Here is a 26171-nt window from a genome sequence, read left to right on the forward strand (position 1 = left end):
TTCCCCATCTAAAGTTGGTGCGGATGTAGGCGAATAAGGAATATTAAGTGACCTATCTGTTTATTTCAGATTTACACCTGTCACCTGAACACCCTCGACTCGTTCGAGGGTTTTTAGATTTATTAGATCATTATCAAGACCAGCAAACCCAACTCTATATTTTAGGTGATTGGTTTAATGCATGGATTGGTGATGACTATACAGCTCCTTGGCTCGATGAAATCGTTGAACGCTTAAAAAGATTTACTGCTCAGGGAAATCAAGTTTTATTTTCTGTCGGCAATCGTGATTTTGCGCTGAATCAAATTTTTTTAAATAAATTTGGTGGTCAGTTGCTACCAGAATTTTCTTATTTACAAATCAACGATGTCAATATTCGTCTCGAACATGGCGATGCCTTGTGTACAGATGATATTTCATACCAACGTTTTAAAAAAATAATCAGAAATCCACTCCTCATTTGGATACTTCGGAAAACCCCACTTTCTTTTCGTACTCAACTTGCAAATGGATTTAGAAAAAAAAGCCACGAATCAAAAGAATTTAAATCTTATGATGTCATGGATGTAAATCAAGATGCTGTGCACGATGCATTGAAAGAAGTTGATTTATTAATTCATGGTCATACGCATCGCCCTCAAATCCATATCTTTCAAGATAAAAGAAGAATTGTCTTAGGCGACTGGCGTTTGGATCAAGCTCAAATTTTGGAAATTAATCAATCGAAATTCTCTAAGCACTCAATTAACGATTTAAAATTGAAAACTTGGCATTATTAATTACCCTATATTTATTCTACTGATCTCATCAATCTTTAAATTGAAATTTCACTCAATGTTTGAATATTAATCAGTATGTTTTGCTTTAAGTTTTTTTGCATATGATAATAACGACTCAATTCAATTCGTGAGTTTGTCATGTCTAATTTCAGCAATATTACTGTTCAACACCATGAAGATGATAAAGTGTCATTATTAATCGATGGTAAAGCAATCTCTGAACGTTATGATGTACGCCTAGATGCCACAATTATTGATGAACTCCAAAATCTTGCTGATGGCGCTGCATTGACAATTTTTGAACAATTTATATTTTCTCATCAAGATCTCAACTTTGAGCATTCATATCAATATGTGACTAACATCGTAAACCATAATAACGATTACGAATTGATCACCAACCTTGTCTATAAAATTAAAGCCGCAGACCAAGCACCGATTGAACATAATATCAGTAAGAATGGTGAGCCTATGACTGAAGAAGATGTTCGCGCATTCATCAATCAACAAATTGCAATGTCATTAGAAAAATATACTGATTTAAAATATGCCTATTGATTTAAAGACAAGTCAGGCCTTTCATATCATTTAGCATCAACTATAGAAAATATTTCAGTTCGGACTCATTTAAAATTTTTAGATGAATATATTGTGAATAATCGGAGGATAATATGGATCTGTTAAACATCTCCCAATCTCGCTACACCACCAAAGCATACGATTCTTCAAAAAAGATCCCTCAAGAAAAGTTTGAAAAATTATTGGAATCTTTAAGGCTCGCACCTTCATCTATCAATATTCAACCATGGCATTTCTTTGTTATCGAAACTGATGAAGCCAAACAGCGCATTGCTAAAGCACTGGTTGGTAAGTATGTTTATAATGCACCAAAAGTCCTTGAATCTTCACACACAATTCTGTTTTGTACGCATAAAGACATTACAGACTCTCATCTAGATCAATTATTAAATCAAGATGAAATCAGCGGTCGTTTTAAAGATGACCAAGCAAAACAAGCTCAAAAAGATACGCGCTTAGGCTATGTTGATTATTATCGCAACGAAAAAGGCGATATCCAGCGCTGGTCTGAAAATCAAACTTTTATTGCACTTGGGCAAACCTTATTTGCTGCAGGTTTAGAAGGTATCGATGCCACTCCAATTGGAGGATTCGATGAAAAAATTATCGCTGAAGAGTTAAATCTTGACGCAAAAGGCCTGATTCCATCAGTACTATTGGCGCTTGGTTATCGAAGTGAAAAAGATTTTAATGCCAAATTACCTAAATCTCGTTTGAATGCAGATCAAGTTTTCACTCGACTATAAATGTATTTGCCACAATAGCTTTCATGCTATTGTGGCTTTTTATTAAGCCGCTATTTTCTGTGAAATTTCTAAACTGATCATTGCAGCAGTTGCAGCTGACAGCGTCCAACCCAGATGCCCATGACCGGTATTATAAAAGACTCTCGGATGCTTCCCTTGTCTTACCACTGGCATCATATTCGGCATCATCGGTCTTAATCCAGCCCAAGGGACACAATGCTCAGTTGAAATATCAAAATTACGATTCACCCAATGAACCAAAGGTTGTATGCGATCCATACGGATGTCTCGGTTATAGCCATTAAATTCCGCAGTACCAGCAATTCTTAAACGACCTCGACCTAATCTCGACGTCACGATTTTTGCACTTTCATCCAATAAACTTACCCATGGTGCATGTTGTTGGCTATGTTCATCATTCAGCTGAACTGTAATCGAATACCCTTTCACCGGATAAACATTGACACGATCTCCAGCCTGTTGTGCTAAATGATAGCTTCCAACTCCACCACAAATAACCATTGCATCAGCTTGAATAAATCCATCGGGTATATCTTTATTTTTGGGATCACAAGCCCGATATTTAGCTGAAACTTGCTCTGTAGAATGATCCAGATTTAAATCTTCAACTTCTACACCGTATAAAAATTTCCCGCCTTTATTCGCCACCACTTGGGCTAAATGCGTGGTGTATTTGTGTATATCTCCTGTGGCATCGTCAGGACAATAAAAACCACCGTAATATTCCCCAGTCAAACTTGGTTCAATACTGTGAATTTCTTCATTTGTAACAGCGTGACGCTCTAATCCACCTTTGCATAACAAATCATTCACTCTTATTGCAACATCATAATCCTGCTGATTATGATAAAAGTGCAAAATTCCACGCTTTTCCAAATCGAATTGAATTTTTTCTTTCTGTGCAATTTCAAACAGCCGTTTTCTTGCCAATAATGCCAGTCTTACCGTTTCTTGAGTGTTGGCTTCGTAATGCTTGATATTACCCATAAATTCAATCAGCCAAGCGTATTTATGCAAATCAAAAGATGGGTTGAGTAATAATGGTGCATCTTTTTGGGTCATCCATTTGATACCCTTCAGTACCGTTGCTTTCTGATTCCACACCTCTGCATTACATGCAGAGAGTTGACCTCCATTCGCAAATGAAGTCTCCATTGCTGGGTATAAGTTTTTATCTAGAATCGTGACATGATAACCAAGTTCTAATAATTCGTAGGCAGTGGTTATTCCTGTAATGCCAGCACCAATCACCATAATATGTGACATAAAAGCTCCTTGAAAATTTTATATTTTCAATGCCCCATCTGTCACGGTACCTGAGAGCTTCGGAAATCTTCATGACATATGAATTTTTCCATCCCCTTCGGTGAGTCTAAATATCATTAGACTTCTCTCCAGATGATTGAGAATAATTACAGTCCTTTTGCCTGAGAGATTCCGGGGTCGTTGCTCCTTCGGCGGATCTACAGAAGACCTCTCTCCTGCAATATTCGTTTAATTTTTATTCAGCAATTAATATGCCATAGTTAATTTTTTTATACATCTACGAAAATCAATTTTAAAAAATATTTTTATAAAAATGGATCACCAACTTTAAGACAACAGCTAAGACAGGAATTTTTAGCTTGGGAAACGTTACAAAGATCATTGTTTAGCTCAAACTTTCTCTACCATCGAGAACAATTTAGTCATTAAAAAACAAATGAGGAAACAATTTATTTTTTAAAGTTACTCTCTCAGAGAGCTTAGATCATCTTCCATCTACACTTTCATCTTCTTCAGCATAAAAGTGTAATGACTGATTAGAGCAATCATTGAAGCTCAAAGTTTCAATAGATGTGAGAGTCAGCAGAATGTGAGTTAAAAATTTGCTGTCAACCCCACATGTTTTAGCGATGAGTATGTATAGACATTACAATGCCCATACCTGCAAGCGTTGCAATGACTGCCGTACCACCATAACTCATGAGTGGCAATGGATCACCAGTGACTGGAAGAATTCCACTCACCATTCCACTGTTCAAAAATACAAAGAAAAAGAAAGTTAAACCTGCCGCACCCGCATAAAGACGTCCAAAATTATGGAAGCTGTTCATGGAAATTATCAAACAACGAATAATGATCGCCGCAAAGATAACAAATAATACGAACACACCAAAAAAGCCAAATTCCTCTGCATAAGCAGACATAATAAAGTCTGTATGATGTTCGGGGAGATAACCTAAATGAGACTGTGTTCCTTCATTAAAACCTTTACCAAATAGTCCACCAGAGCCAATCGCAATTTTAGACTGAATGATATTCCACCCTGCACCTAGCGGATCTGATTCAGGATCAAATAAAGTTAAAATTCGCTTTTTTTGGTATTCCTGTAGAAAGAAATTCCATAATAATGGTGCAACTACTGCAAACCCAGCAACCACAGCCCCAATCAAACGCCAAGAAATACCACTTAAAAAAATGACAAAAATTCCAGGAATAATTAATCCAATGTTTAAGTCAGGCTGTAATGCGACTAAAACAAAAGGAATCATCATCAGAAATAAAGCAAAGAGAATATGCATAAATTTGGGTGGTAAAGTCCGCAGACTGAAAAACCAAGCCATCATGAGTGGCATCGTAAATTTCATAAATTCACTGGGCTGCACACTCCCTAATCCAGGAATAGAAATCCAGCGTTTTGCGCCTAAGCGGACATCACCAATTAGCAATACCAAAAGCAGAAGCACAATTGAAAATGCATACAGATAAGGACTGACAATTTGATAAACTTTTGGAGGAATTTGTGCACAAATAAACAGCAAAATAAAACCGATACCAAAACTGGTCGCCTGACGAATCACCATGCTTGAATCATGATTGGTTGCACTATAAACAACCATGAGTCCAAAAGCTGCGTTTAATATCAAAAAACCAAGTAACCATGGATCTAAATGTAATTTAGTCCAACGTGACGAATCATGTTTGATTGTTCGTCCATCTCTCAAGGCATGACGCAAAAAACGGTACTGTTGTGAAGGTATCATTGGCTGAATTGCATATTCTAAGTGGCGTTATTATAAGACAATGTTTTGGCTATTTAAGCAAAGTCCCAAACATAAAACTAAATTATTTCGAGTCAGACTGTGACTGAAGAATCAGACGAGCAAGTTCTAAATCTTCAGGATAAGTAATTTTAATATTATCAGATCGTCCAATCACCACATCTACTGGATGATGAGCATATTCAAGCGCACTCGCTTCATCCGTGATTGTGATCTTGTGAGTTAATGCATGTTCAATCGAGGTTTTTAGCAATTTAATGGTCGACAATTGTGGAGTTTGTGCTTGCCACAATGCACTTCGATCAACAGTTTTTTCAATGGCACTCGACTGATCTACTCTTTTTAAAGTATCACGTACAGGCGTTGCTAAAATTGCGCTATGCTTAGATTCGATAACATGGCGAATCAAAGATTCTAAATTACTCAAGCTCACACAAGGTCGAGCAGCATCATGCACAAACACCAGATCATTTTCATCTGCAATATTGGTTAAATAATTTAAACCATTAAGTACAGAATCAACCCTCTCCTGACCACCTAAGCAGAAATGAAGGATTTCTGATTTAGCAAATTGAAGTGTCTGAGCAAATTGGTCATGCTCTGAGATTGCCAACACATAGCCAGCAATAGGCAATTGAGCAATACGTTCTACAGTATGCTCAAGTACAGTTTTATTCTGGATAATTTGATATTGCTTTAACGCTGATTTGGAAAATCGACTACCAGAACCTGCTGCCGGAATAATAGCCCATAATTTACGGTTGTTCAGATTCAGGTTGTCTAGACTCATTGGTTCTTAAATCTACGTTAGCATTTGGGTCGATGTAAATCGGCTTGTAATTCGTACTGATTGTACTCATTTGAATAAAAGTTTCATGAGGCTTAATTAAGCCAAGATCTAAACGTGCATGTTCTTCAATCGCCTCTACACCATTTTTTAGATCATATACTTCAGCAGCCAGAATACGATTACGCTCTTTTAACTCTTCATTTGTTTCAGCTTGTTGATTCATTTGCTGAAGTAGCGCCTGATGAGGGAAATATCCTCCTTCACCGAGCCAAAAGCGATATTGAAAGATGGCAATTAAAATTATTGCCACCAGCAAAATCACTTTACTTGAAGTAGTTTTAAAGACGTCTAACATTATATTTGAGGCTTAGTTAACATCATGAAATTAGAGCACTAATATACCCTAAAACAAAGAAAGGTAGTATGTGTAACTGTGTTAAATATGCAAATGTTAAACAAATTCACATTGATTGATTTCTTTTAAAAATATGTACTGTTAAATATCAAAAGTTATTGAATATTCTAGAGTCATTATATTTACACTTTTTATTTCATAGCTTAATAACAAAAAAAACCACTCTTTACAGAGTGGTTTTTTGAAATTCAAAATAATCTAAACGATTAATTTAAACCTTTAAACTCAGCTTTACCGCGGTAAATAGCATTCGTTAATTCTTCAATACGAAGTAATTGGTTGTATTTCGCTACACGGTCAGAACGGCAAAGTGAGCCCGTTTTGATTTGACCAGCACCAGTACCTACTGCAAGATCCGCAATTGTAGAATCTTCAGTTTCGCCAGAACGGTGAGAAATCACTGTAGAGTAACCATTTGCTTTAGCAAGATAGATCGCATCTAAAGTTTCAGTCAACGTACCGATTTGGTTATACTTAATCAGGATAGAGTTACCAACTTTTTCGTTGATACCACGTTGAAGGATTTTAGGATTTGTAACAAACAAATCATCACCAACCAATTGAATCTTGTCGCCAAGAATCGAAGTTAGGTAAGACCAACCTTCCCAATCAGATTCATCTAAACCATCTTCAATAGAGATAATTGGATATTGGTTTACAAGACCTGCAAGGTAGTCAGAGAATTGGTTGTTTGTGAATGCTTTATTGCCTTCACCAGCAAGGATGTACTGACCATCTTTGTAGAATTCTGAAGATGCACAGTCAAGCGCAAGCATAATGTCAGAACCCGCTTTGTAGCCAGTTTTTTCAATCGCTTCAAGGATAACTGTGATTGCTTCTTCGTTTGAACGTAAGTTCGGCGCGAAACCACCTTCATCACCAACAGCAGTATTTAAACCTTGTTTCTTTAAAACTGATTTTAAAGAATGGAAGATTTCTGCGCCTGCGCGAAGTGCTTCAGAGAATGAAGTGAAGCCAACTGGCTCAATCATGAACTCTTGGATATCAACGTTGTTGTCCGCATGTGAACCACCGTTTAAGATGTTCATCATTGGAACAGGCATTGTTAAAATGCTGTTGTTACGAAGGTCTGCGATGTATTGGAAAAGAGGAATTTTCTTTTCGTCAGCAGCAGCACGCGCAGCAGCCAAAGACACTGCCAAAGTTGCGTTCGCACCTAATTTTTCTTTGTTTTCAGTTCCGTCTAAAGCGACCATCGTATTATCGATGTCTTTTTGTTCGAATACTGATTTACCCACTAACGCGTCACGGATTAACGTGTTTACGTTGTTCACAGCTGTTTTAACACCTTTACCTAAGTAACGTGCTTTATCGCCATCACGAAGTTCTAAAGCTTCACGAGAACCAGTTGAAGCACCAGATGGTGCACATGCACGGCCAACTACGCCAGATGCTAAGATAACGTCTGCTTCGATGGTTGGGTTACCACGAGAGTCCAAAATTTCACGTGCACGAATGTCAACGATTTGGCTCATGAACAATTCCTCAGTTGATTAATAAAACGATGCGTCTAACGCTGCATCAGTGTGTATCTAATTTTTTGAAACCTTTAACCAAGGTATCCAATTCTTTAAGCTGAGCTAAGAATGGCTCAAGTTGAGACATTCGAAGAGCGCAAGGTCCATCACATTTTGCTTTTTCTGGATCAGGATGTCCTTCCAGAAAAAGACCTGCTAGACCTGTAGCCATACCCGCACGCGCTAATGTCGTAATTTGTGCGCGACGGCCACCTGCTGAATCTGCACGACCACCTGGGGTTTGAAGTGCATGTGTCACATCAAAGAAGACTGGCACATTCATTTCTTTCATGATGTCGAAACCAAGCATATCGACAACTAAGTTGTTGTAACCAAATGCTGAGCCACGCTCACATAAAATCAGCTTGTCATTCCCGGCTTCCAAACATTTATGCAAGATATGACGCATTTCATGCGGTGCTAAGAATTGCGCTTTTTTGATATTGATAATGGCTTGAGTTTTTGCCATCGCCTCAACAAGATCTGTTTGACGGCTAAGGAAAGCAGGTAATTGAATGATGTCAGCCACTTCAGCCACAGGTGCTGCTTGATATGGTTCATGAACATCTGTAATGATCGGAACATTAAAATGTTTTTTAATGTCAGCTAACCACTCAATTCCTTTTTCAAGACCAGGTCCGCGGAAAGAATTTAAGCTCGAACGATTTGCTTTATCAAAGCTTGCTTTGAAAACATATGGAATATCCAAACGTTTGCAAATATCAACATAAGTTTCTGCAATTTCAAAAGCTAAATCTTTTGATTCAAGTACATTCATTCCGCCGAATAATACAAATGGCAAATGATTTGCCATTTGTATATCGCCTAAACGTACAATTTCTTGTGCTTTTAATTGTGACATTTAAACTTCCTAGTTATGTCCTAAGACATTCATTATTTCGATTTTTGATACTGTTTTTTAGCAGCATCAATAAAACCAGCAAATAATGGATGACCATCACGTGGAGAACTTGTAAATTCCGGGTGGAATTGTACAGCAATAAACCAAGGATGTTGAGGAATTTCAACAGTTTCAACTAAACGTTGGATTGGCGAATAACCAGAAATTTTCATGCCTTTTTCTTCTAAAGCAGGAATATAACGATTATTCATTTCGTAACGATGGCGATGACGTTCAATAATTTCTACTGAACCATACACTTCTGCAGTTTTAGTACCTTCAACCAATTCTGATTTTTGAGCGCCAAGACGCATTGTTCCACCAAGGTCAGAATCTACAGAACGTTGCTGTACTTCACCACGTTCGTCTAACCATTCTGTAATCAAACCAATTAAAGGCGATTTAGTTGAACGGTTAAATTCTGTTGAGGTTGCATCTGCAATACCAGCAACATTACGTGCGTATTCAATGACCGCAAGTTGCATACCTAAGCAAATACCAAGGAATGGAATTCCATTCTCACGTGCGAATTTAATCGCTTGCATCTTACCTTCAGTACCGCGCTCGCCAAAACCACCAGGAACTAAGATTGCGTCAGCATCTTTCAACACTTCTGCTACATCTTGGCTTTCTAGTTCTTCGGCATTGACATAATCAATTTGAACTTTAACGCGGTTTTGGATACCTGCATGTAAAAGTGCTTCGTTTACAGATTTATAAGCATCTGGAAGTTCAACATATTTACCCACCATCGCAACACGAACAGTGTACTCAGGATTTAATAGTGCTTCTACGACATTATCCCAATCTGAAAGATCGGCTTCTGGTAAATCGTTATAACCAAAACGCTCGCAAATTAAATCATCAACGTCTTGTTCATAGAACGTACGTGGAATTTCGTAAATTGTGCGTGCATCTTTACACACCACAACTGCACGAGCTTCTACGTTCGTGAACAACGCAATTTTACGCTTTGTATCAGCATCAACATCGTGTTCAGTACGACAGATCAAAATATCTGGTTGAATACCAATTGAGAGTAATTCTTTCACCGAGTGCTGAGTTGGTTTTGTTTTCAACTCTGCAGCTGACTTGATATATGGCAACAACGTTAAATGCATCAGCATTGTGCGTTTGTGACCAAGTTCAACCATTAACTGACGAACAGATTCCATGAATGGGAGAGATTCAATGTCACCTACTGTACCGCCAATCTCAACAATAGCAACGTCATAGCCTTCGCCAGCGCGAAGAACACGTTCTTTAATATTGTCTGTAATGTGTGGAATAACTTGAACTGTTCCACCAAGGTAATCACCGCGACGCTCTTTATTTAAAACGTCTTGGTACACGCGACCAGATGTAAAGTTATTAAGCTTGGTCATTTTCGCACGACGCAAGAAACGTTCGTAATAACCCAAGTCTAAGTCAGTTTCCGCACCATCCTCTGTGACAAAAACTTCACCATGTTGGAACGGGCTCATCGTCCCTGGATCGACATTAATATATGGATCCATTTTCACCATGGTTACTTTTAATCCACGGGCTTCTAAAAGTGCAGCAACTGAAGCAGCTGAAATACCTTTACCTAGTGATGAAACAACACCACCAGTAACGAAAATAAAATGGGTCATTGGGTTTCTCGTACAATCGAGCCTAAATCGGCCTGCAATGTTGCGCAATTTTACTTTACTCTGTACCTATAAAGCAAAGTCAATCCGCATCAATTCAAAGAACAATAAACAATTGGTTATTCTATCATCATTTCCAATAAAGATTCACGCACACTTTCAGTGATTTTCATCTGTTAATTTGCTGTTATACTACGTCAGTCGATCTAGCTAGTTTGTTTTGAGCAACTATGAATAAAAAACTTTTAATCGGTGGTGCAATCTTATCTGCACTCCTCGTTACTGCATGTGTAAAAAAAGAAGCGCCTAAGGAAGAAGAACAGGAACAAACTGTTGAAACAACTGAACAGGCAGAACAAATTGAGAACATAGAGATTTCTGAACCTGAAATCGAACCTGAGCCACCAACTCAAGTTGAAATTGAGCATCAGGAAACAAACAATACGTCAGCGACTATTCGTCGTGAATATCGTGATGCTCCTGCACAAACGAATCCTGCGCCAGCACCAGCTGTTGAAAATGTAGAACGCCCTACACCTTCTCCAAGTGCATCAACAGATGGTTCTCAATCTGAAGATGATGCTGTTGCCGCTGCTATTGCTGCTGCTACCCCTGCTTTAGAAAACTAATTTTCGAATTTAAAAAAACCGAGTGACAAGACTCGGTTTTTTTATATCAACATGAATGAAAGTCAAATTGTTATTCATTTATAAACAACAAAAATTGTCAGGCTTTCTCTAATTCTAAAAAAAATTCTGCAATTAATTTGTGTGCCCAAGATTCTGGATTTTTATTACCTTCATAGAAACAGCAATGGCTTCCTTTTTTTGTGGTCACTACTGCCATGTTCGGCATATGTTGAATCACTTCTTTATAAGGCTCTAAATTGCGGATATGGCATACTGGATCGTCTTCCGAATTTAAAATCATCAATGGCACTCTAATGTTCTCAAAGACATAGATGGGATTTGTCGCTTTACAATATGCGTCATAATTTTCAAATCCTGCGAACTGATAATATGTTTTTTCAAAATCAAATAAATCTTTAGCAACACTCAGTTGCTTTAAACTTTCTAAATTTCTCCAATGTTGCTCATACGGTTTTAAAAAATGTGTATTTAACTTTTTTGCCATCAAACGGCTATAAAAAGGATGAACATTTGAAAAACCAGTTTCCGTATTGTATCCAGGACAAAGTGCGAAAGCCGCTTGAATTGGTGTGGAACTTTCTTCCTCCCCTAAATATCTGACCAATAGTCCAGTTCCTGCTGAAGACCCAACTGCATACAATTTAGAATATGGTAAGCGCTGTTGAATATGTTCAATCTGCTCTCTTAAATCTTGCGTGTTTCCAAAAAGATTAATTTTAGGAACTGAAAGTGGTAGACCTGCATGCCCTCGTCTTAAACACAATGCAATACGCCAACCTGTAACTTGATATAAATCTCTGACCAATTCTCTCATACTGGCTGGGCTTCCAGTAATGGTATGTAGCACTAAGATAGTTGGCGTTTCCGCAGAAAGATGCATGCCATACCAAGCAATACCCGTCGTTCCCCCATCAGACATTGTTAACTGTTCAATGAAGTCGTATTCTAATTTTACGGTTTTCTTTCGAATTTTATCAAAATACACCAAGTGAGCATGCGTATTCGAGAGCCACGGCGTTGGTCTATATTTATAATGCAGACGTTTCAAGTTTGAAATCACATGCGCTAACTCACCTTGCGGATTAAAATAGATTGAAGGTATAGCTGCACCAGTAAAATGATCAAGTTGGGTTTGAGTGAATTCTTGCATCCACTTGAAACGCTGATTAAGATTCATACAGACTCCGAATTTACTTACTCCAATTCATAAGCCAAAAACATGCCTAATTTATTTTGGTAGAAATTGAGCCATACGTTGGCCCATTTGAAACGCCAAAGCCTCTAAACCACTTTTAGGCCGAATCATCACCTCAAAGTCAATAATTTGACCTTGCTCATTAAATTGGATCATATCAATCCCTTTTAATGTTTTTTCACCGACATTTGCGGAAAATTCAAGAACAACACTGAGCCCATCTGCTGTGTAGAACTCACGGTGATAACGAAAATTTTCAAAGATCTCAATCACATTGGTCAAAATAAAAGTAACAACCTGTTTGCCTGGATAAGGCTTAAATGCGACAGGTGATTTAAATACGACTTCTTCAGACAAAAGCTCATTCAATAGACTTAAATCACGCGTTTCAAGCATGTGGTGCCAACGTTGAATAGATTTTTGTGTGGTTTCGAGTGTCATTGTTACGTCCTTTTTGTTGTATCAGTCCAATGGTTTAGAAGAAAAGGGAGAATACTGCGTCAAGGAGAGGTCTCATTCAATTAAGTACCCTCTCCAAATCCTCTTCTCGCACTTTCATCTAGAATACAGGAGAGAAATTTTCTGGCTTAAATCTTGGCAGCCAATTCAGCACCTTGACGAATCGCACGTTTTGCATCTAGCTCACCCGCTTCTTTCGCCCCACCAATTAAATGAACTTTTTTACCTGCCTGCTCAAGTTGATCAAACATAGCCGTATATGATTCTTGACCTGCACAAATCACCACATGATCCACGTCTAAGACGGTAGTTTGTTCGTTGATTGTGATATGTAAGCCTTGGTCATCAATTTTGTTATACGTTGCACCTGGAATCATTTTTACTTCGCGATTTTTTAATCCAGTACGATGAATCCAACCCGTTGTTTTACCCAAGCCTGCACCAACTGAAGTGGCTTTACGTTGTAATAAGTAGATTTCACGTGATGGCTGTTCTACTTGAGCAGGTTTTAAACCTCCTACATTAGAATATGATGTATCAATTCCCCATTCATCATAAAATTTTTGAGGATTCAAGCTTCCACTTTCCCCCTCATGGGTTAGATACTCAGCAGTATCAAAACCAATACCACCAGCACCAATAATCGCAACACGCTGTCCGACTGGTTTTTTCTCTCTTAAAACTTCGATATAAGACAGCACTTTTTGATGATCAATTCCTTCAATATCTAAATGTCGAGGTGTCACACCTGTAGCGACTACAATTTCATCAAACTGATCTGTATTGAGCTCTTCAAAAGTTGCAGTATGGTTAAGTTTTAATTGAATTAAAGGCTGCAACTCAATTTTTCGCTTAAAGTAACGCAATGTCTCATAAAACTCCTCCTTTCCTGGAATCGTTTTTGCAATATTAAATTGCCCCCCAATTTGATCGGCTGCCTCAAAAATGGTGACCTGATGACCACGGTCAGCAGCATAAGTAGCAAAACTCAATCCTGCAGGACCTGCACCAATGACTGCAATTTTTTTTGGCGTATGGGTTTCTTTAAAAATGAGTTCAGTTTCATGGCATGCACGTGGATTAACCAAGCATGACGCAATTCTGAGTGAAAAAATATGATCCAAACACGCTTGGTTACAGCCAATACACGTGTTGATTTCGTCACTTCTACCCTGTTCAGCTTTTAGTACAAATTCTGCATCTGCAAGCATTGGGCGAGCCATAGAAATCATATCTGCATGACCTGAAGCTAACACGTGTTCAGCCATTTCAGGGGTATTGATACGATTTGAGGTAATCAATGGAATATTAACTTCACCTTTTAGCTTTTCTGTCACCCATGTAAATGCTGCTCGAGGTACTTTCGTTGCAATCGTGGGTATACGCGCTTCATGCCAACCAATACCTGTATTAATGATAGTCGCGCCAGCTTTCTCAATTTCTTTTGCAAGATGGATGACCTCCTCAAGCGTTGAACCGCCCTCAACCAAGTCGAGCATCGAAAGTCTATAAATGATAATAAAGTTTTCACCCACCTCTGCACGGGTACGTTTCACAATTTCAATCGGCAAACGAATGCGGTTTTCATAACTCCCACCCCATTCGTCATCACGGTGATTGGTACGTGCTGCGATAAACTCATTAATGAGGTAACCTTCAGACCCCATAATCTCAACACCATCATAACCTGCATATTGAGCCAGCTTTGCACAGTTAGCAAAATCATCAATAGTTTGATGAACTTCAGCCGAGCTTAAAGCATGAGGTTTAACTGGATTAATTGGTGCCTGAATTGCTGATGGCGCAACGTTTTCAGGCTGATATGAATATCGACCAGTATGCAAAATCTGCATTGCAATCTTACCGCCAGCATCATGTACTGCTTGTGTAATGATTTTATGTTTCTCAGCTTCAGCAATCGAGTCTAATTTTGACCCTCCAGCAAAAGTTACACCAGCATCGTTGGGTGAAATCCCCCCCGTCACGATAAGACCGACCTGTCCTTGAGCACGCTCAGCATAAAATGCGGCCATACGTTCATAGCCACCTTCAACCTCTTCTAAACCTACGTGCATTGAACCCATCAATACACGATTTTTTAAAGTGGTAAAACCTAAATCTAGTGGTGCAAGTAAGTTTGGATAATTTGACATTCTGACCTCATGGCTCGCGTTTGCTTGCTATTATTGTGTGCTTCATGCAACTTGTTGCATAAATATATATTCTAATTTTGTATTTTATGCAACATGTTGCATAATAAAGTTGATTCAACATTTTACGATATATGATTTATGTCTTTAGCACATGTTTTGTTGACCAGTCTCATTGAAAAACCAAGTACAGGTATTGAACTTGCGCGTCGCTTTGATCGTTCTATGGGATTCTTTTGGAATGCAACTCACCAACAAATCTATCGTGAACTCAATGCTATGCAAAAAAAAGGTTGGATTTCGACTATTGATGAAGGCGACCCCAACTCGAGAAAGAAAAAATACAAAGTTGATGCTCTAGGTCGAACTGAACTTGCCAATTGGATGGTACAGCATAGTGAGCCAGCCCAACTCAGAGAAGAATTGATGGTGCGTTTAAGAGCTGAAGCACAACTAGGTGGTAATAATGTGCTGACAGAATTGGAGTCTCATTTAGAAATTCATAAAAATAAATTAAAAATATACCAAGCGATTTACGACAAAGATTTTGCCAATAAAAATAATGATGATCGTACACTCTATATTCATAAAATGATTCTTCAATTAGGCATTGAATTAGAGCAAGGTTGGATCAGTTGGTTAGAACGTGTAATCCCACAATTGAAAATAATGAATACAAAATAAAGGATATATCTATGCCATTTTATACCATGCAAGATGACGAAAAATTATATGTTCGTGAAATTGGTCAAGGTGAACCTGTTTTGGTGCTATCTGGTTTAGGAATGCAAAGTTGGCAATGGATTCCTTTTTTTGCATTTAATTTAAAGAAATATAAATTCATTATTCCTGACTGGCGCGGTTTTGGTGGGTCTAAGCATTGTAAAATTCCAGATACTGATGCTATTTCAAGTCACTGGAACGATATTCAGGCATTGATCAGTCAACGCCCTAGACAACAATATAGAGTGATTGCTTATTCTATGGGGGCAACTACTGCCATGCATGGTATGCAATATGGTCAATTTGCTGATCAAATCCAAGCATACTTGCATATTGATCAAACCCCTAAAATACCTTCTGATGAAACTTGGAGTTTCGGGCTATTGGGCGATCGCTATCCAGAGTTCAAAAAGCTACTCATCGAACTTTCTTCTTTTTTACATCAACATGAAAATTATCAAAACCTGAGTGAATTACCTACTCACTTAAGCCGCGAATTAGTCGAGCTTTGGGTTAAATTTTTATCTTTACAAGATAATCATCAATTGAGCGCTAAAATTTTTAAAACAACACTCAATCAACCGAAAATTCAAAAGTTAATCCTCCCTATGCAACGTCTCGACTATATGCGTTGGTACATTGACAACTATCTAAACCATAAAGAAGATTACAGAGCATCAATCTCAAAGTTAGAATGTCCAGCAACTTTTTTTATCGGCGCTAAATCCGCACTCTATCCAGCGCAAGGGCAAAAGCTTATTGCTGAATCTGTTAAAAATCATCGTATCGTACTGTTTGAGCGCTCAGGGCATACGCCTTTGATCAATGAACCCATTAAATTCGCACAAGAAATCTCTAAATTTCTGAATCAAACTATATAAGCTCTAATGAATATTTGAATATTAAGTTGATCCAGACGTCATACGTGGGCACAAAATCAATAGGATGGAGATTGGATGAATCAGTCTAAAACAAAGCTTGTGATTTTTTCGGGTGCTGGTATGAGTGCTGAAAGTGGTATCAATACATTTCGAGATAGCGATGGACTTTGGGAAAACCATCGCATAGAGGATGTCGCAACGCCCGAAGCTTGGCGTAACAATCCTGTTTTAGTACAGCGCTTTTACAATGAACGGCGAAAAAAAATTTTAGCATCTGAACCTAATGCAGCACATCTTGCGATTGCAGCACTTGAGCAACATTTTGATGTACATGTGATCACGCAGAATATTGATGACTTACATGAACGCGCTGGAAGCAAAAAAGTACTGCATCTTCATGGAAATATAAGACTCGCCAAAACCTCGGGGCCAGATGCTCATTTCACAGACAAATTTTACACAATTGAAGGTACTGAACTGGATATTTCTCGTGACTTTTGTGACGCTGGATACCCACTTCGTCCACATGTCGTATGGTTTGGTGAATCCGTTCCCGCTTTTGAAGAAGCAGAAGTGATTTGCCAGCAAGCTGAAATCTTTGTTGTGATTGGAACGAGCTTAGCTGTTTATCCTGTTGCAGGCTTAGTACACAGTATTTCACCAAGTTGTGATGCGTATTATATCGACCCTAAAGCCGATCTCGGCCGTGTGCCACAACACTATACATGTATCTCAAAATCAGCAACCGAAGGAATGCAAGATTTGGCCAAACTTCTTTCTTCAGTTCAGCCAAATTGAGGCATGGGCTTATTTGAGTTTATCAAAATAAGGTTTTAACCATCGATATAACAAGAAGCCAATTAAGGCAATCAAATACAAAGGCCAAATCATTAATAAAAACACCAAAAGATCGAGCACAAATTGCCAGCCATATTTGATGCTATTCCAAGCACGCTGAGTAAAGTGATCACCATTTAATCGCGCCACTGCATCAAGATCAATATCAACCCTTTCTCGGACCAGTGTTGGTTGATTCAGTTGTAAACTGATCGTACTGAATTTAACGCGGTCTTGAACTTCGAATTGAGTGAGCCGTGTGATTTCATTCAAATGAGCTGGTCGTGCTTGACTTGAAATAGTCTGTGCTTGATTCATTTTTTCTTGAAGAAGCTTCAATTCAAAACGTTGTGCACTATAGCGTTGCTGATTCAGAAAAAACATTAAAGGTAAAAGTTGATTAACAACATGTGGGGCACGCTCACTCGGTACACGTAGCACTATAAAAGATACAGGTTCAACTTTTTCAAATACTTTTACTTTGCCTTCTGAAATATTCTGACGTTTAAGATCAACCACATTGAAATCAATATCTTTTCTTTCAATAAATCCGCCAGCTTCAAGGGTTATTTTTTCTATCTCTAAACTGCTTTTCACCACATCTTTAACAGTAAAGTTAACTTGCGCCTCTCGAACCATACGACGAGTCAGTTCAACTGGATTAACCTCTTGATTTAATATGACCTCAGGTTTTTGCTCCTGGACGGGCAAAGTATTTGGTTCAGCCGCTTCTTGCATATCAACTTGCGTATCAGCAGTATTTTCTTGAACTGCTTCAGCAGAATGTTCCTCTATTTTTTTTGAACAGGATGCAAGCAACATCGAACACAGCAGCGTGCTTATTACTATTCTTTTCATTCGTTTTCTCTAAATTATAATGTTTGTATTTATGGCTCATAATTTTAATTATTATTAACATTCAATTAAGAAATTATACTTAAAAATTTCAATGAAAATGGCATACCTCATTGAATGAAATATGCCATCAATTCATATTCAATTGATTTTCAGATTTTACCTACTCTATTAGCTTACTTTATCCATGTTCATATCATCGACAACATGACCCGTGATCTCAGACACTAAATTTTCAAAAGAGAAAATTTGATTTAACTGCTCTTGCGTCAAAAGATTCTGCTCAATGACAACTTGCTGAATGGTTTTATTTTCTGCAAGACAAACCTTCCCAATTTCATCACATTTGGCATGACCTAGAATCGGATCTAATAATGTGACGATACCAACACTTCGCATCACTGCATCGTAACAAGTCTGTTCATTTGCAGTAATACCTTGGATACATTTGTTTTCTAGTGTTTGCATTGCTTGAATTAATAAATTGGTTGATTCATTCATGGTCAGTGCAATTACAGGTTCCATGACATTTAATTGTAATTGCCCCGCTTCAGCTGCCATGGTCACTGTCAAATCATTACCAATGACTTTAAAAGCAATTTGGTTCACTACTTCAGGAATAACTGGATTGATTTTCGCAGGCATAATAGATGAGCCGGCTTGTAATTCAGGTAATCTAATTTCAGCTAATCCCGTACGAGGCCCTGAACTTAATAAGCGCAGGTCATTACAAATTTTTGAGAGCTTGACGGCTAAACGCTTTAAAGTGCTTGATAGAATAATAAATACGCCACAATCACTGGTGGCTTCAACATAGTCTTCAGCACCTTGTAATTTCAATCCAGTAATTTGAGAAAGCGTTTGAACCACTTCTTGTGCATATCCATGAGGTGTGTTCACACCCGTTCCAATCGCAGTCGCACCCAAATTTATTTCTAGCAGTAAATGACGCATCTTTTGGATGAGGCGATAGTCTTCTTTTAATAGCGTCGCAAATGCACGAAACTCTTGTCCGAGTGTCATGGGTACAGCATCTTGGAGTTGAGTTCGCCCCATTTTAATTACGTGTTGAAATTCAGATGCTTTGATCTCAATAACAGCGATTAATGAGCGAACTTGAGACAATAAATCTTCTAAACTGTAATATGTTGCTAGTCTCAATGCAGTGGGATAAACATCATTGGTCGATTGCGATTTATTCACATGGTCGTTTGGGTGAATTACATCATATTGACCTTTTGGCAAGCCGAGATGCTCGAGTGCAAGGTTAGCCACTACTTCATTACTATTCATATTAATAGAAGTTCCAGCCCCACCCTGATAAATATCAATTGGAAATGAAGATTTCCAGCTTTCAGGCTGCTCAATCAATTGATCACAAGCCCATTGAATCGCTTGACTGACGTCTTGACTCAATTTGGAAAATTTTAAATTTGTCTGTGCTGATGCTTTTTTTACCTGCGCCAATGCACGAATAAAATGTATGTTTTCACCTATCTGTTGATGCGAAATCTGAAAATTCTCCATCGCCCGCAGGGTATGAATCCCATAGTAACGATCGAAAGGAACCGCTTTTTCACCGAGCAGATCCTGCTCTATTCTTGTTTTATCAAATTCAATCGTAGACACTTTTATTACTCAACAATAATGCACCATTATCGTGCAATATCGATGATAGGCTTCATGCTTATTTTCACTATTGATTTAATACTTCTTTATGCAATAAAAAATTACAACTTCGCTGTTTAAGTGACTAATGTAACTTTATGTTAAAGACAATCATTTATAGAATTGTATTAAACCTCAAAGTAATTATTTTTTGAAAAAATAGTCTTTGTAACCAAAATTACATTCAGTTTCACTAAACGACTATAAATCTCACTCAAATGTAACAGAGCGTAATTTTCAAAACGTGCTTGAATCAGCTCCTCGAATAATTCGATTAAAAATTCATCTCGGAAAGATGGTCATTTAGGACAGACAAAGGATGGCATAGCAATGAGCCAATTAAATCCTACGCTAATCACATTTATTTTTTATATTGTGGCGATGCTTGGCATTGGGCTTTATGCCTACAAAGCCACGAATAATTTTGATGATTATATTTTAGGTGGTCGGAGTTTAGGCAGTGTCGTCACTGCATTATCCGCAGGTGCATCAGATATGAGTGGCTGGTTACTCATGGGTCTACCTGGTGCAATTTATCTCTCAGGTTTATCCGAAGCTTGGATTGCCATTGGTTTAGTTATCGGTGCTTGGTTGAACTGGCTGTTGGTCGCGGGTCGTCTACGTGTTCATACCGAAATTCAACATAACGCATTGACTCTCCCCGACTATTTCACCAGCCGCTTTGGTGATCGGAAAAAAGTTCTTCGTATCATCTCAGCTTTTGTAATTTTGATTTTCTTTGCAATTTATTGTGCCTCTGGCATGGTCGCTGGTGCACGTTTATTTGAAAGCCTATTTGGCTGGGATTACAACACAGCCCTTTGGATTGGAGCAGTGGCAACGATTAGTTATGTCTGTATTGGCGGTTTCTTAGCCATCAGTTGGACAGATACATTCCAAGCAGGCTTGATGATCTTTGCGCTTTTACTTGCTCCAGTAATGACCTATTTAGCCATTGGTGAAAATGCTCAGCAAGTTAGTGTCATGGTGGAATCCGCACGCCCATTAGCGAATAATTTACTTTCAGATCTCAGCACTGTAGCGATTTTATCTTCAATGGCATGGGGACTTGGCTACTTTGGTCAACCACATATTCTTGTGCGCTTTATGGCAGCAGACTCCGTGAAGTCTATTCCAGCAGCACGTCGAATTGGAATGACATGGATGATTCTATGTCTTGGTGGTGCAGTCGCTGTCGGTTATTTTGGAATCGCTTACTTTGATACGTTTCCTCAACTCGGTGCTACAGTCAATGCAAATCCTGAAACAGTCTTCATGGAATTAACTAAAATTTTATTTAATCCATGGGTTGCAGGAGTGATTCTTGCCGCTATCCTTGCTGCAGTGATGAGTACCCTCAGTTGCCAGCTATTGGTATGCTCAACCACGCTTACAGAAGACTTATACAAAGCATTTATTCGTAAATCTGCCTCACAAACCGAGCTCGTTTGGGTAGGTCGTTTGATGGTATTAATCGTTGCGATTATGGCAATCTTCCTTGCAATGAATCCTAACAGCAAGGTACTTGGATTAGTTGCCTATGCGTGGGCTGGCTTTGGTGCAGCATTTGGACCACTGATTATTCTTTCTCTCTTCTGGAAGCGCATGACCATCAATGGTGCATTGGCAGGTATGATTGTTGGTGCTGTTACAGTCATTGTATGGAAAAACACAATGGCTGATACAGGCGTCTATGAAATCATTCCTGGGTTTATTTTATCTTGGGTAAGTATTATGGTGGTGAGTTTATTAGGCCGCCCACCAGCGCAAGATGTGACTGCCCGTTTTGATGAAGCTCAACAGAAATATAAAATTGAGATGCAAGAAATCAAAAATGGAAAGTAATAAAAAATAAAAAAATTAAGGGGCTTATAGCCCCTTTCTTATATATTTACTTTTTAAATGTTTGCTTAAGTTGCACTTGCGACGATTCCTTAATAACTTCCATCACTGGATAGCTACGGGTTTCTTTGATGCCAGGTAGTTGCCATAAAACCTGTCCAGAAATCTTGCGAAACTCTTCCATGTTGGCGCAACGGATTTTAACCACAAAATCAAACCCACCGCTGATCATGTGACACTCAACAATCTCAGGGTAACTTCTGACTGCATCAGAAAATTCTTCTAATACATTTGGAGTTGTTTTATCTAATAAAATTTCGACAAATACCACAAAACTTCGATTCAGCAGATCTGGATTTAACTTGGCTTCATAACCTGTAATATATCCATCCTTGGTTAGTTTTTGTACTCGAGCAAGCGCTGCTGTGGGAGAAAGATTGACCATTTCAGCAAGTTTTATATTTGATAGACGCCCATCTTTTTGCAAGATATCTAAAATTTTTAAATCTGTACGATCCAAGGTCATCATCTGAGTCTGCATGCGAATTATTCTCTAAATTTAACTCTAATTATAGTGAGTTATGCACCATATTTTCTGTAATTATAAATTAAATAAACCTTAAAGATAAATCTATTTCATTGTCACAGGACGCTGGCGTATATCTCATGGAACAACTTAGCTCACCCCTTTCTCGCCCAATAGACATTCAAGACATTACTGAATTTAAAGATAAATCAGATCTAGAATTAGAAATAAATCGTGCATGGCGCCGTGATGAATCTGAATGTGTCGAAACACTTCTCGAACAGACCGAGATTGATCAAGAAATTTCAGACAAAATTTATCAATTAGCCTTCAATTTAGCGCATTCATTACGTGAACGTAAAGGGTCAGCGGGCAAAGCAGGCATTGTACAGGGTTTATTACAAGAATTTTCATTATCTTCTCAAGAAGGTATTGCGCTCATGTGTTTAGCTGAAGCGCTGTTACGTATTCCTGATAAAGCAACACGTGACTTATTGATCAAAGACAAAATCAACCAAGGCAATTGGAAAGATCATTTAGGTCAAAGCAGCCTAATGTTTGTAAACGCGGCAGCATGGGGCTTAATGTTGACCGGTAAGTTAATGGAAACACCTAAAGCAAATAGTTTATCTGGTCTTCTCACAGGCATCTTGGCACGAAGTGGTCGTGGCATTATTCGCAAAGCCGTTGATGTTGCTATGCGTATGATGGGTGAACAGTTTGTGACAGGTGAAACCATTGACGAGGCTTTAAATAATGCAGAACGATTAGAAGAACAAGGCTTTCGTTACTCATATGATATGTTAGGTGAAGCAGCGCTTACAGATCATGATGCGGAGCGCTATTATCAAGATTATACAAATGCGATTCATGCGATTGGTAAGGCATCATCCAACAAAGATGTTTACGAAGGCCCTGGGATCTCAATCAAACTTTCGGCGCTTCATTCACGTTATCAACGCTCGCAAATTGACCGTGTACACGATGAACTTTATCACAAAGTCTTTAATCTAGCGGTTCTAGCGAAACAATATGATATTGGTCTAAATATCGATGCTGAAGAAACTGATCGTCTGGAAATTTCATTGGAACTTCTTGAACGCTTATGTTTCGAACCGAAATTGAATGGCTGGAAAGGCATTGGATTTGTGATTCAAGCTTATCAAAAAAGATGTTTTTACGTGGTCGATTACATCATTGATTTAGCTAAGCGTAGTCAAAAACGTTTAATGATTCGTTTAGTCAAAGGCGCCTATTGGGACAGTGAAATTAAGAAAGCACAAGTTGAAGGCATGACCGATTATCCTGTCTTTACTCGAAAAGTGCATACAGATTTATCTTATATTGCATGTGCTCGCAAACTTTTAGCCGAACCAGACTTTATTTATCCGCAATTCGCGACACATAATGCACAAACCTTAGCCACTATTTATCATTTAGCAAATCCTGAACAATATTATAAGGGACAATACGAATTCCAATGTTTACATGGCATGGGTGAACCACTTTATGAACAAGTCGTCGGTTCTAAAGCAGATGATAAACTTGGCGTACCTTGCCGAATTTATGCACCTGTCGGAAATCACGAAACCCTTTTGGCTTATTTGGTTAGACGATTGCTTGAAAATGGTGCAAACACGTCTTTTGTAAATCGTATTGCTGATAAAACACTCAAAATTGATGACTTGATTGAAAATCCACATCAAACCATTGATGTCACAAGTCGAATCGAAGGCAAAGTTGGATTAAAGCACCCTGCTATTCCATATCCGAAACATTTATATGCTGATCATCGCCCTAACTCTCTTGGAATTGATCTTGCAAATGACCAAGACCTTGAACATTTGAATCATACTTATCAACAATGGTCTAAAGTTCAAATTAAAGCCACCCCAATGGGTCTGAGATTAGATGAATCCGTACACGATACAGAGTCAATGGCAATTCTCAATCCTGCAAACCGTCAAGATATTGTCGGTAATGTGACGGAAACTCATGCCATGCAAGTGGAAATGGCGTTAGTTAATGCGACTGAAGCACAGCAGGATTGGCAAAATTTGGAAAAAGATCAACGTGCAGAATATTTAATTACAGCATCCAATGTGATGGAGTCTCGACTTGAAGAGCTAATGGTTCTGCTCAGTCGTGAAAGCGGTAAAACATTTGCCAATGCGATTGCTGAAGTACGCGAAGCAGTAGATTTCTTACGCTACTACGCAGCACAAGTGAAAGATCTAGAACACAAAGCCGTTATTCAACCCTTAGGTACAGTACTGTGTATTAGTCCTTGGAACTTCCCATTGGCAATTTTTACAGGTCAAATCGCGGCGGCACTTGTAACAGGGAATACTGTAATCGCCAAACCAGCGGAGCAGACTCCTTTAATTGCCTCAATTGCAGTTCAGATCCTTTGGGAATCTGGCGTACCACAATCTGTCTTACAGCTCTTGCCAGGACGTGGTGAAACAGTGGGTGCACAACTCAGTAGTGATCATCGTATTCAAGGTATTATGTTTACAGGGTCAACTGAGGTTGCGAAAATTTTGCAGAAAACCGTTGCAAAACGACTGAATCAATTTGGTCAATCAATACCTCTCATTGCAGAAACTGGCGGTCAAAATGCCATGATCGTAGATTCTTCTGCCCTGACTGAACAAGTGGTATTAGATGTTGTCAGCTCAGCATTTGATAGTGCAGGTCAGCGTTGTTCAGCACTGCGAATTTTATGTGTTCAAGAAGATAATGCGCATACCGTGATCAAAATGCTCAAAGGTGCAATGAAGCAATTGCGTGTCGGTATTCCAAGTTTATTAAAAATTGATATCGGACCTGTAATTGATCGAGAAGCAAAACAAACCATTGATCAACATATCAATAAAATGAAATCTTTGGGCTATCCCGTTCAACAACTCATGTTGGATGAAGATGACTCTCATCTCAAGCAAGGGACATTTGTTAAACCGACTTTGGTTGAGTTACCACATTTAGATGATCTTGAACGTGAAGTATTTGGTCCAGTACTGCATGTCATTACTTATAAATATGGCGAACTTGATCGACTTATTGATCAAATCAATGCCAAAGGCTATGGTTTGACTATGGGCTTACACACGCGTATCGATGAAACCATACGAACCGTAATTTCAAAAGCAGAAGTTGGAAATCTCTATATTAACCGCAACATTGTAGGTGCTGTTGTGGGTGTACAACCCTTCGGTGGAGAAGGTTTATCTGGTACAGGTCCAAAAGCTGGTGGACCGATGTATATTTATCGGTTAATGCATGAATGTACACATAAAAAAATTGCACAACCTTATGCAACGAGCCAAGCCGTTGAATTGACTGAACATCAAAACGTATTGAATCAATATAAAGATTGGGTCAATAAGTCATTTCCGCATTATCAAATGAAGGCGTTACAACCAAGTTGTGTCGGACATAGCTATGAATTACAAGGACCAACAGGTGAAAGCAATCAATATGTTGTGTTACCGAGACATCGTGTTTTAAGCTTGGCAGATCAGGAAATTGATCAGATTCATCAACTGCATGCCATTCTCGCGGTTGGCTCTCAGCCAACTGTTCTAGGTGAGAATACGTTTGTTTTAAAATACTTACAGTCTATGCCTAAAGAAGTCGCTCAACGTATCGCCATTATTGCTGATATTGAGACAGGTAGTTTTGATGCAATTCTACATCATGGCACCAAAAATCAACTGTTAAAATTGCAAGATAAAGTGGCTCAGCGACAAGGTCCGATCATCGGAATTACACATCTAGAGCCTGGTAATTATGACATTCCTTTAGAACGCTTCTTTATTGAACGTGCAATTAGTATTAATACCGCAGCTGCAGGTGGTAATGCGAGTCTAATGACCATGCAAGCTTGATTCTGTTGAGTCAAAAAAACCAGTGCATTGCACTGGTTTTTTTATTTGTGA

Annotated in this window: 22 protein-coding genes and 1 riboswitch; of the genes, 9 read left to right on the forward strand and 13 right to left on the reverse strand. The window is 38.5% G+C overall.

What is annotated here, in order from left to right; all coding sequences use genetic code 11:
- Nucleotides 1-47 precede the first annotated feature (47 nt).
- From FTV17_RS03025 to nfsB, 3 genes are all read left to right on the forward strand, one after another.
- On the forward strand, nucleotides 48-779 hold the full coding sequence (locus FTV17_RS03025; RefSeq protein ID WP_179998112.1) for a UDP-2,3-diacylglucosamine diphosphatase: 732 nt from the start codon (nucleotides 48-50) through the stop codon (nucleotides 777-779).
- Between the two features lie 138 nt (nucleotides 780-917).
- Nucleotides 918-1337, forward strand: a complete 420-nt coding sequence (locus FTV17_RS03030; protein ID WP_179998113.1) for a hypothetical protein — start codon at nucleotides 918-920, stop codon at nucleotides 1335-1337.
- 113 nt (nucleotides 1338-1450) lie between these two features.
- The gene (gene nfsB / locus FTV17_RS03035) at nucleotides 1451-2104 is read left to right on the forward strand and encodes an oxygen-insensitive NAD(P)H nitroreductase (protein ID WP_179998114.1); all 654 of its coding nucleotides are present in this window, start codon (nucleotides 1451-1453) and stop codon (nucleotides 2102-2104) included.
- Between the two features lie 42 nt (nucleotides 2105-2146).
- Here nfsB and FTV17_RS03040 read toward each other — a convergent pair whose 3' ends face one another.
- The 7 genes from FTV17_RS03040 to FTV17_RS03070 form a co-directional block, all read right to left on the reverse strand.
- Nucleotides 2147-3391: a D-amino acid dehydrogenase gene (locus FTV17_RS03040; protein WP_179998115.1), complete on the reverse strand. Its 1245-nt coding sequence runs from the start codon at nucleotides 3389-3391 to the stop codon at nucleotides 2147-2149.
- Between the two features lie 139 nt (nucleotides 3392-3530).
- Nucleotides 3531-3619, reverse strand: a riboswitch (glycine riboswitch).
- A gap of 395 nt (nucleotides 3620-4014) precedes the next feature.
- On the reverse strand, nucleotides 4015-5151 hold the full coding sequence (gene rodA / locus FTV17_RS03045) for a rod shape-determining protein RodA (RefSeq protein WP_092766373.1): 1137 nt from the start codon (nucleotides 5149-5151) through the stop codon (nucleotides 4015-4017).
- Between the two features lie 82 nt (nucleotides 5152-5233).
- Complete coding sequence (ispD, locus tag FTV17_RS03050) at nucleotides 5234-5959, reverse strand: 2-C-methyl-D-erythritol 4-phosphate cytidylyltransferase (protein WP_179998116.1); 726 nt, start codon at nucleotides 5957-5959, stop codon at nucleotides 5234-5236.
- Nucleotides 5925-6314: a cell division protein FtsB gene (ftsB, locus tag FTV17_RS03055; protein ID WP_035263725.1), complete on the reverse strand. Its 390-nt coding sequence runs from the start codon at nucleotides 6312-6314 to the stop codon at nucleotides 5925-5927. Before ftsB ends, ispD begins: the two co-directional genes overlap by 35 nt.
- Before the next feature lie 266 nt (nucleotides 6315-6580).
- A complete protein-coding gene (eno, locus tag FTV17_RS03060) occupies nucleotides 6581-7870 on the reverse strand; it encodes a phosphopyruvate hydratase (protein ID WP_179998117.1) in 1290 nt (429 codons plus the stop codon).
- Between the two features lie 46 nt (nucleotides 7871-7916).
- Complete coding sequence (gene kdsA / locus FTV17_RS03065) at nucleotides 7917-8774, reverse strand: 3-deoxy-8-phosphooctulonate synthase (protein ID WP_035263729.1); 858 nt, start codon at nucleotides 8772-8774, stop codon at nucleotides 7917-7919.
- 32 nt (nucleotides 8775-8806) lie between these two features.
- Nucleotides 8807-10447, reverse strand: coding sequence for a CTP synthase (locus FTV17_RS03070; protein WP_179998118.1), 1641 nt, complete (start codon nucleotides 10445-10447; stop codon nucleotides 8807-8809).
- A gap of 227 nt (nucleotides 10448-10674) precedes the next feature.
- Between FTV17_RS03070 and FTV17_RS03075 the strand changes: the two genes are divergently transcribed.
- The gene (locus tag FTV17_RS03075; protein WP_179998119.1) at nucleotides 10675-11073 is read left to right on the forward strand and encodes an internalin; all 399 of its coding nucleotides are present in this window, start codon (nucleotides 10675-10677) and stop codon (nucleotides 11071-11073) included.
- 97 nt (nucleotides 11074-11170) lie between these two features.
- On the opposite strand, the gene FTV17_RS03080 is transcribed toward FTV17_RS03075, so the two are convergent.
- The 3 genes from FTV17_RS03080 to FTV17_RS03090 form a co-directional block, all read right to left on the reverse strand.
- Nucleotides 11171-12271: a YheT family hydrolase gene (locus FTV17_RS03080; RefSeq protein WP_373687180.1), complete on the reverse strand. Its 1101-nt coding sequence runs from the start codon at nucleotides 12269-12271 to the stop codon at nucleotides 11171-11173.
- Between the two features lie 51 nt (nucleotides 12272-12322).
- Nucleotides 12323-12730 (reverse strand): nuclear transport factor 2 family protein, encoded by a 408-nt coding sequence (locus FTV17_RS03085; protein ID WP_179998120.1) that lies wholly within the window; start codon nucleotides 12728-12730, stop codon nucleotides 12323-12325.
- 146 nt (nucleotides 12731-12876) lie between these two features.
- Nucleotides 12877-14901 carry an NADPH-dependent 2,4-dienoyl-CoA reductase gene (locus FTV17_RS03090; RefSeq protein WP_179998121.1) on the reverse strand — a complete coding sequence of 675 codons (2025 nt, stop codon included), beginning with the start codon at nucleotides 14899-14901 and terminating at the stop codon, nucleotides 12877-12879.
- Nucleotides 14902-15039: 138 nt separating this feature from the next.
- On the opposite strand from FTV17_RS03090, the gene FTV17_RS03095 reads away from it, so the two are divergent.
- From FTV17_RS03095 to FTV17_RS03105, 3 genes are all read left to right on the forward strand, one after another.
- Nucleotides 15040-15582, forward strand: a complete 543-nt coding sequence (locus FTV17_RS03095; protein ID WP_092766380.1) for a PadR family transcriptional regulator — start codon at nucleotides 15040-15042, stop codon at nucleotides 15580-15582.
- Nucleotides 15583-15593: 11 nt separating this feature from the next.
- Nucleotides 15594-16502: an alpha/beta fold hydrolase gene (locus tag FTV17_RS03100; protein ID WP_179998122.1), complete on the forward strand. Its 909-nt coding sequence runs from the start codon at nucleotides 15594-15596 to the stop codon at nucleotides 16500-16502.
- A gap of 75 nt (nucleotides 16503-16577) precedes the next feature.
- The gene (locus FTV17_RS03105) at nucleotides 16578-17300 is read left to right on the forward strand and encodes a Sir2 family NAD-dependent protein deacetylase (protein WP_179998123.1); all 723 of its coding nucleotides are present in this window, start codon (nucleotides 16578-16580) and stop codon (nucleotides 17298-17300) included.
- Nucleotides 17301-17309: 9 nt separating this feature from the next.
- Here FTV17_RS03105 and FTV17_RS03110 read toward each other — a convergent pair whose 3' ends face one another.
- Complete coding sequence (locus FTV17_RS03110; protein ID WP_179998124.1) at nucleotides 17310-18197, reverse strand: hypothetical protein; 888 nt, start codon at nucleotides 18195-18197, stop codon at nucleotides 17310-17312.
- A gap of 168 nt (nucleotides 18198-18365) precedes the next feature.
- Entirely contained in the window at nucleotides 18366-19823 is a 1458-nt protein-coding gene (locus FTV17_RS03115) for an aspartate ammonia-lyase (protein ID WP_179998125.1), read from the reverse strand.
- Nucleotides 19824-20192: 369 nt separating this feature from the next.
- Here FTV17_RS03115 and putP point away from each other — a divergent pair, with 369 nt between their 5' ends.
- Nucleotides 20193-21707: a sodium/proline symporter PutP gene (putP, locus tag FTV17_RS03120; RefSeq protein ID WP_179998126.1), complete on the forward strand. Its 1515-nt coding sequence runs from the start codon at nucleotides 20193-20195 to the stop codon at nucleotides 21705-21707.
- A gap of 46 nt (nucleotides 21708-21753) precedes the next feature.
- On the opposite strand, the gene FTV17_RS03125 is transcribed toward putP, so the two are convergent.
- Complete coding sequence (locus FTV17_RS03125; protein WP_035263751.1) at nucleotides 21754-22245, reverse strand: Lrp/AsnC ligand binding domain-containing protein; 492 nt, start codon at nucleotides 22243-22245, stop codon at nucleotides 21754-21756.
- A 125-nt stretch (nucleotides 22246-22370) separates the two neighbouring features.
- Between FTV17_RS03125 and putA the strand changes: the two genes are divergently transcribed.
- A complete protein-coding gene (gene putA / locus FTV17_RS03130) occupies nucleotides 22371-26120 on the forward strand; it encodes a trifunctional transcriptional regulator/proline dehydrogenase/L-glutamate gamma-semialdehyde dehydrogenase (RefSeq protein ID WP_179998127.1) in 3750 nt (1249 codons plus the stop codon).
- Nucleotides 26121-26171: the final 51 nt, after the last annotated feature.

This window comes from Acinetobacter sp. YH12239, from assembly GCF_013417635.1.
Taxonomy (GTDB): domain Bacteria; phylum Pseudomonadota; class Gammaproteobacteria; order Pseudomonadales; family Moraxellaceae; genus Acinetobacter.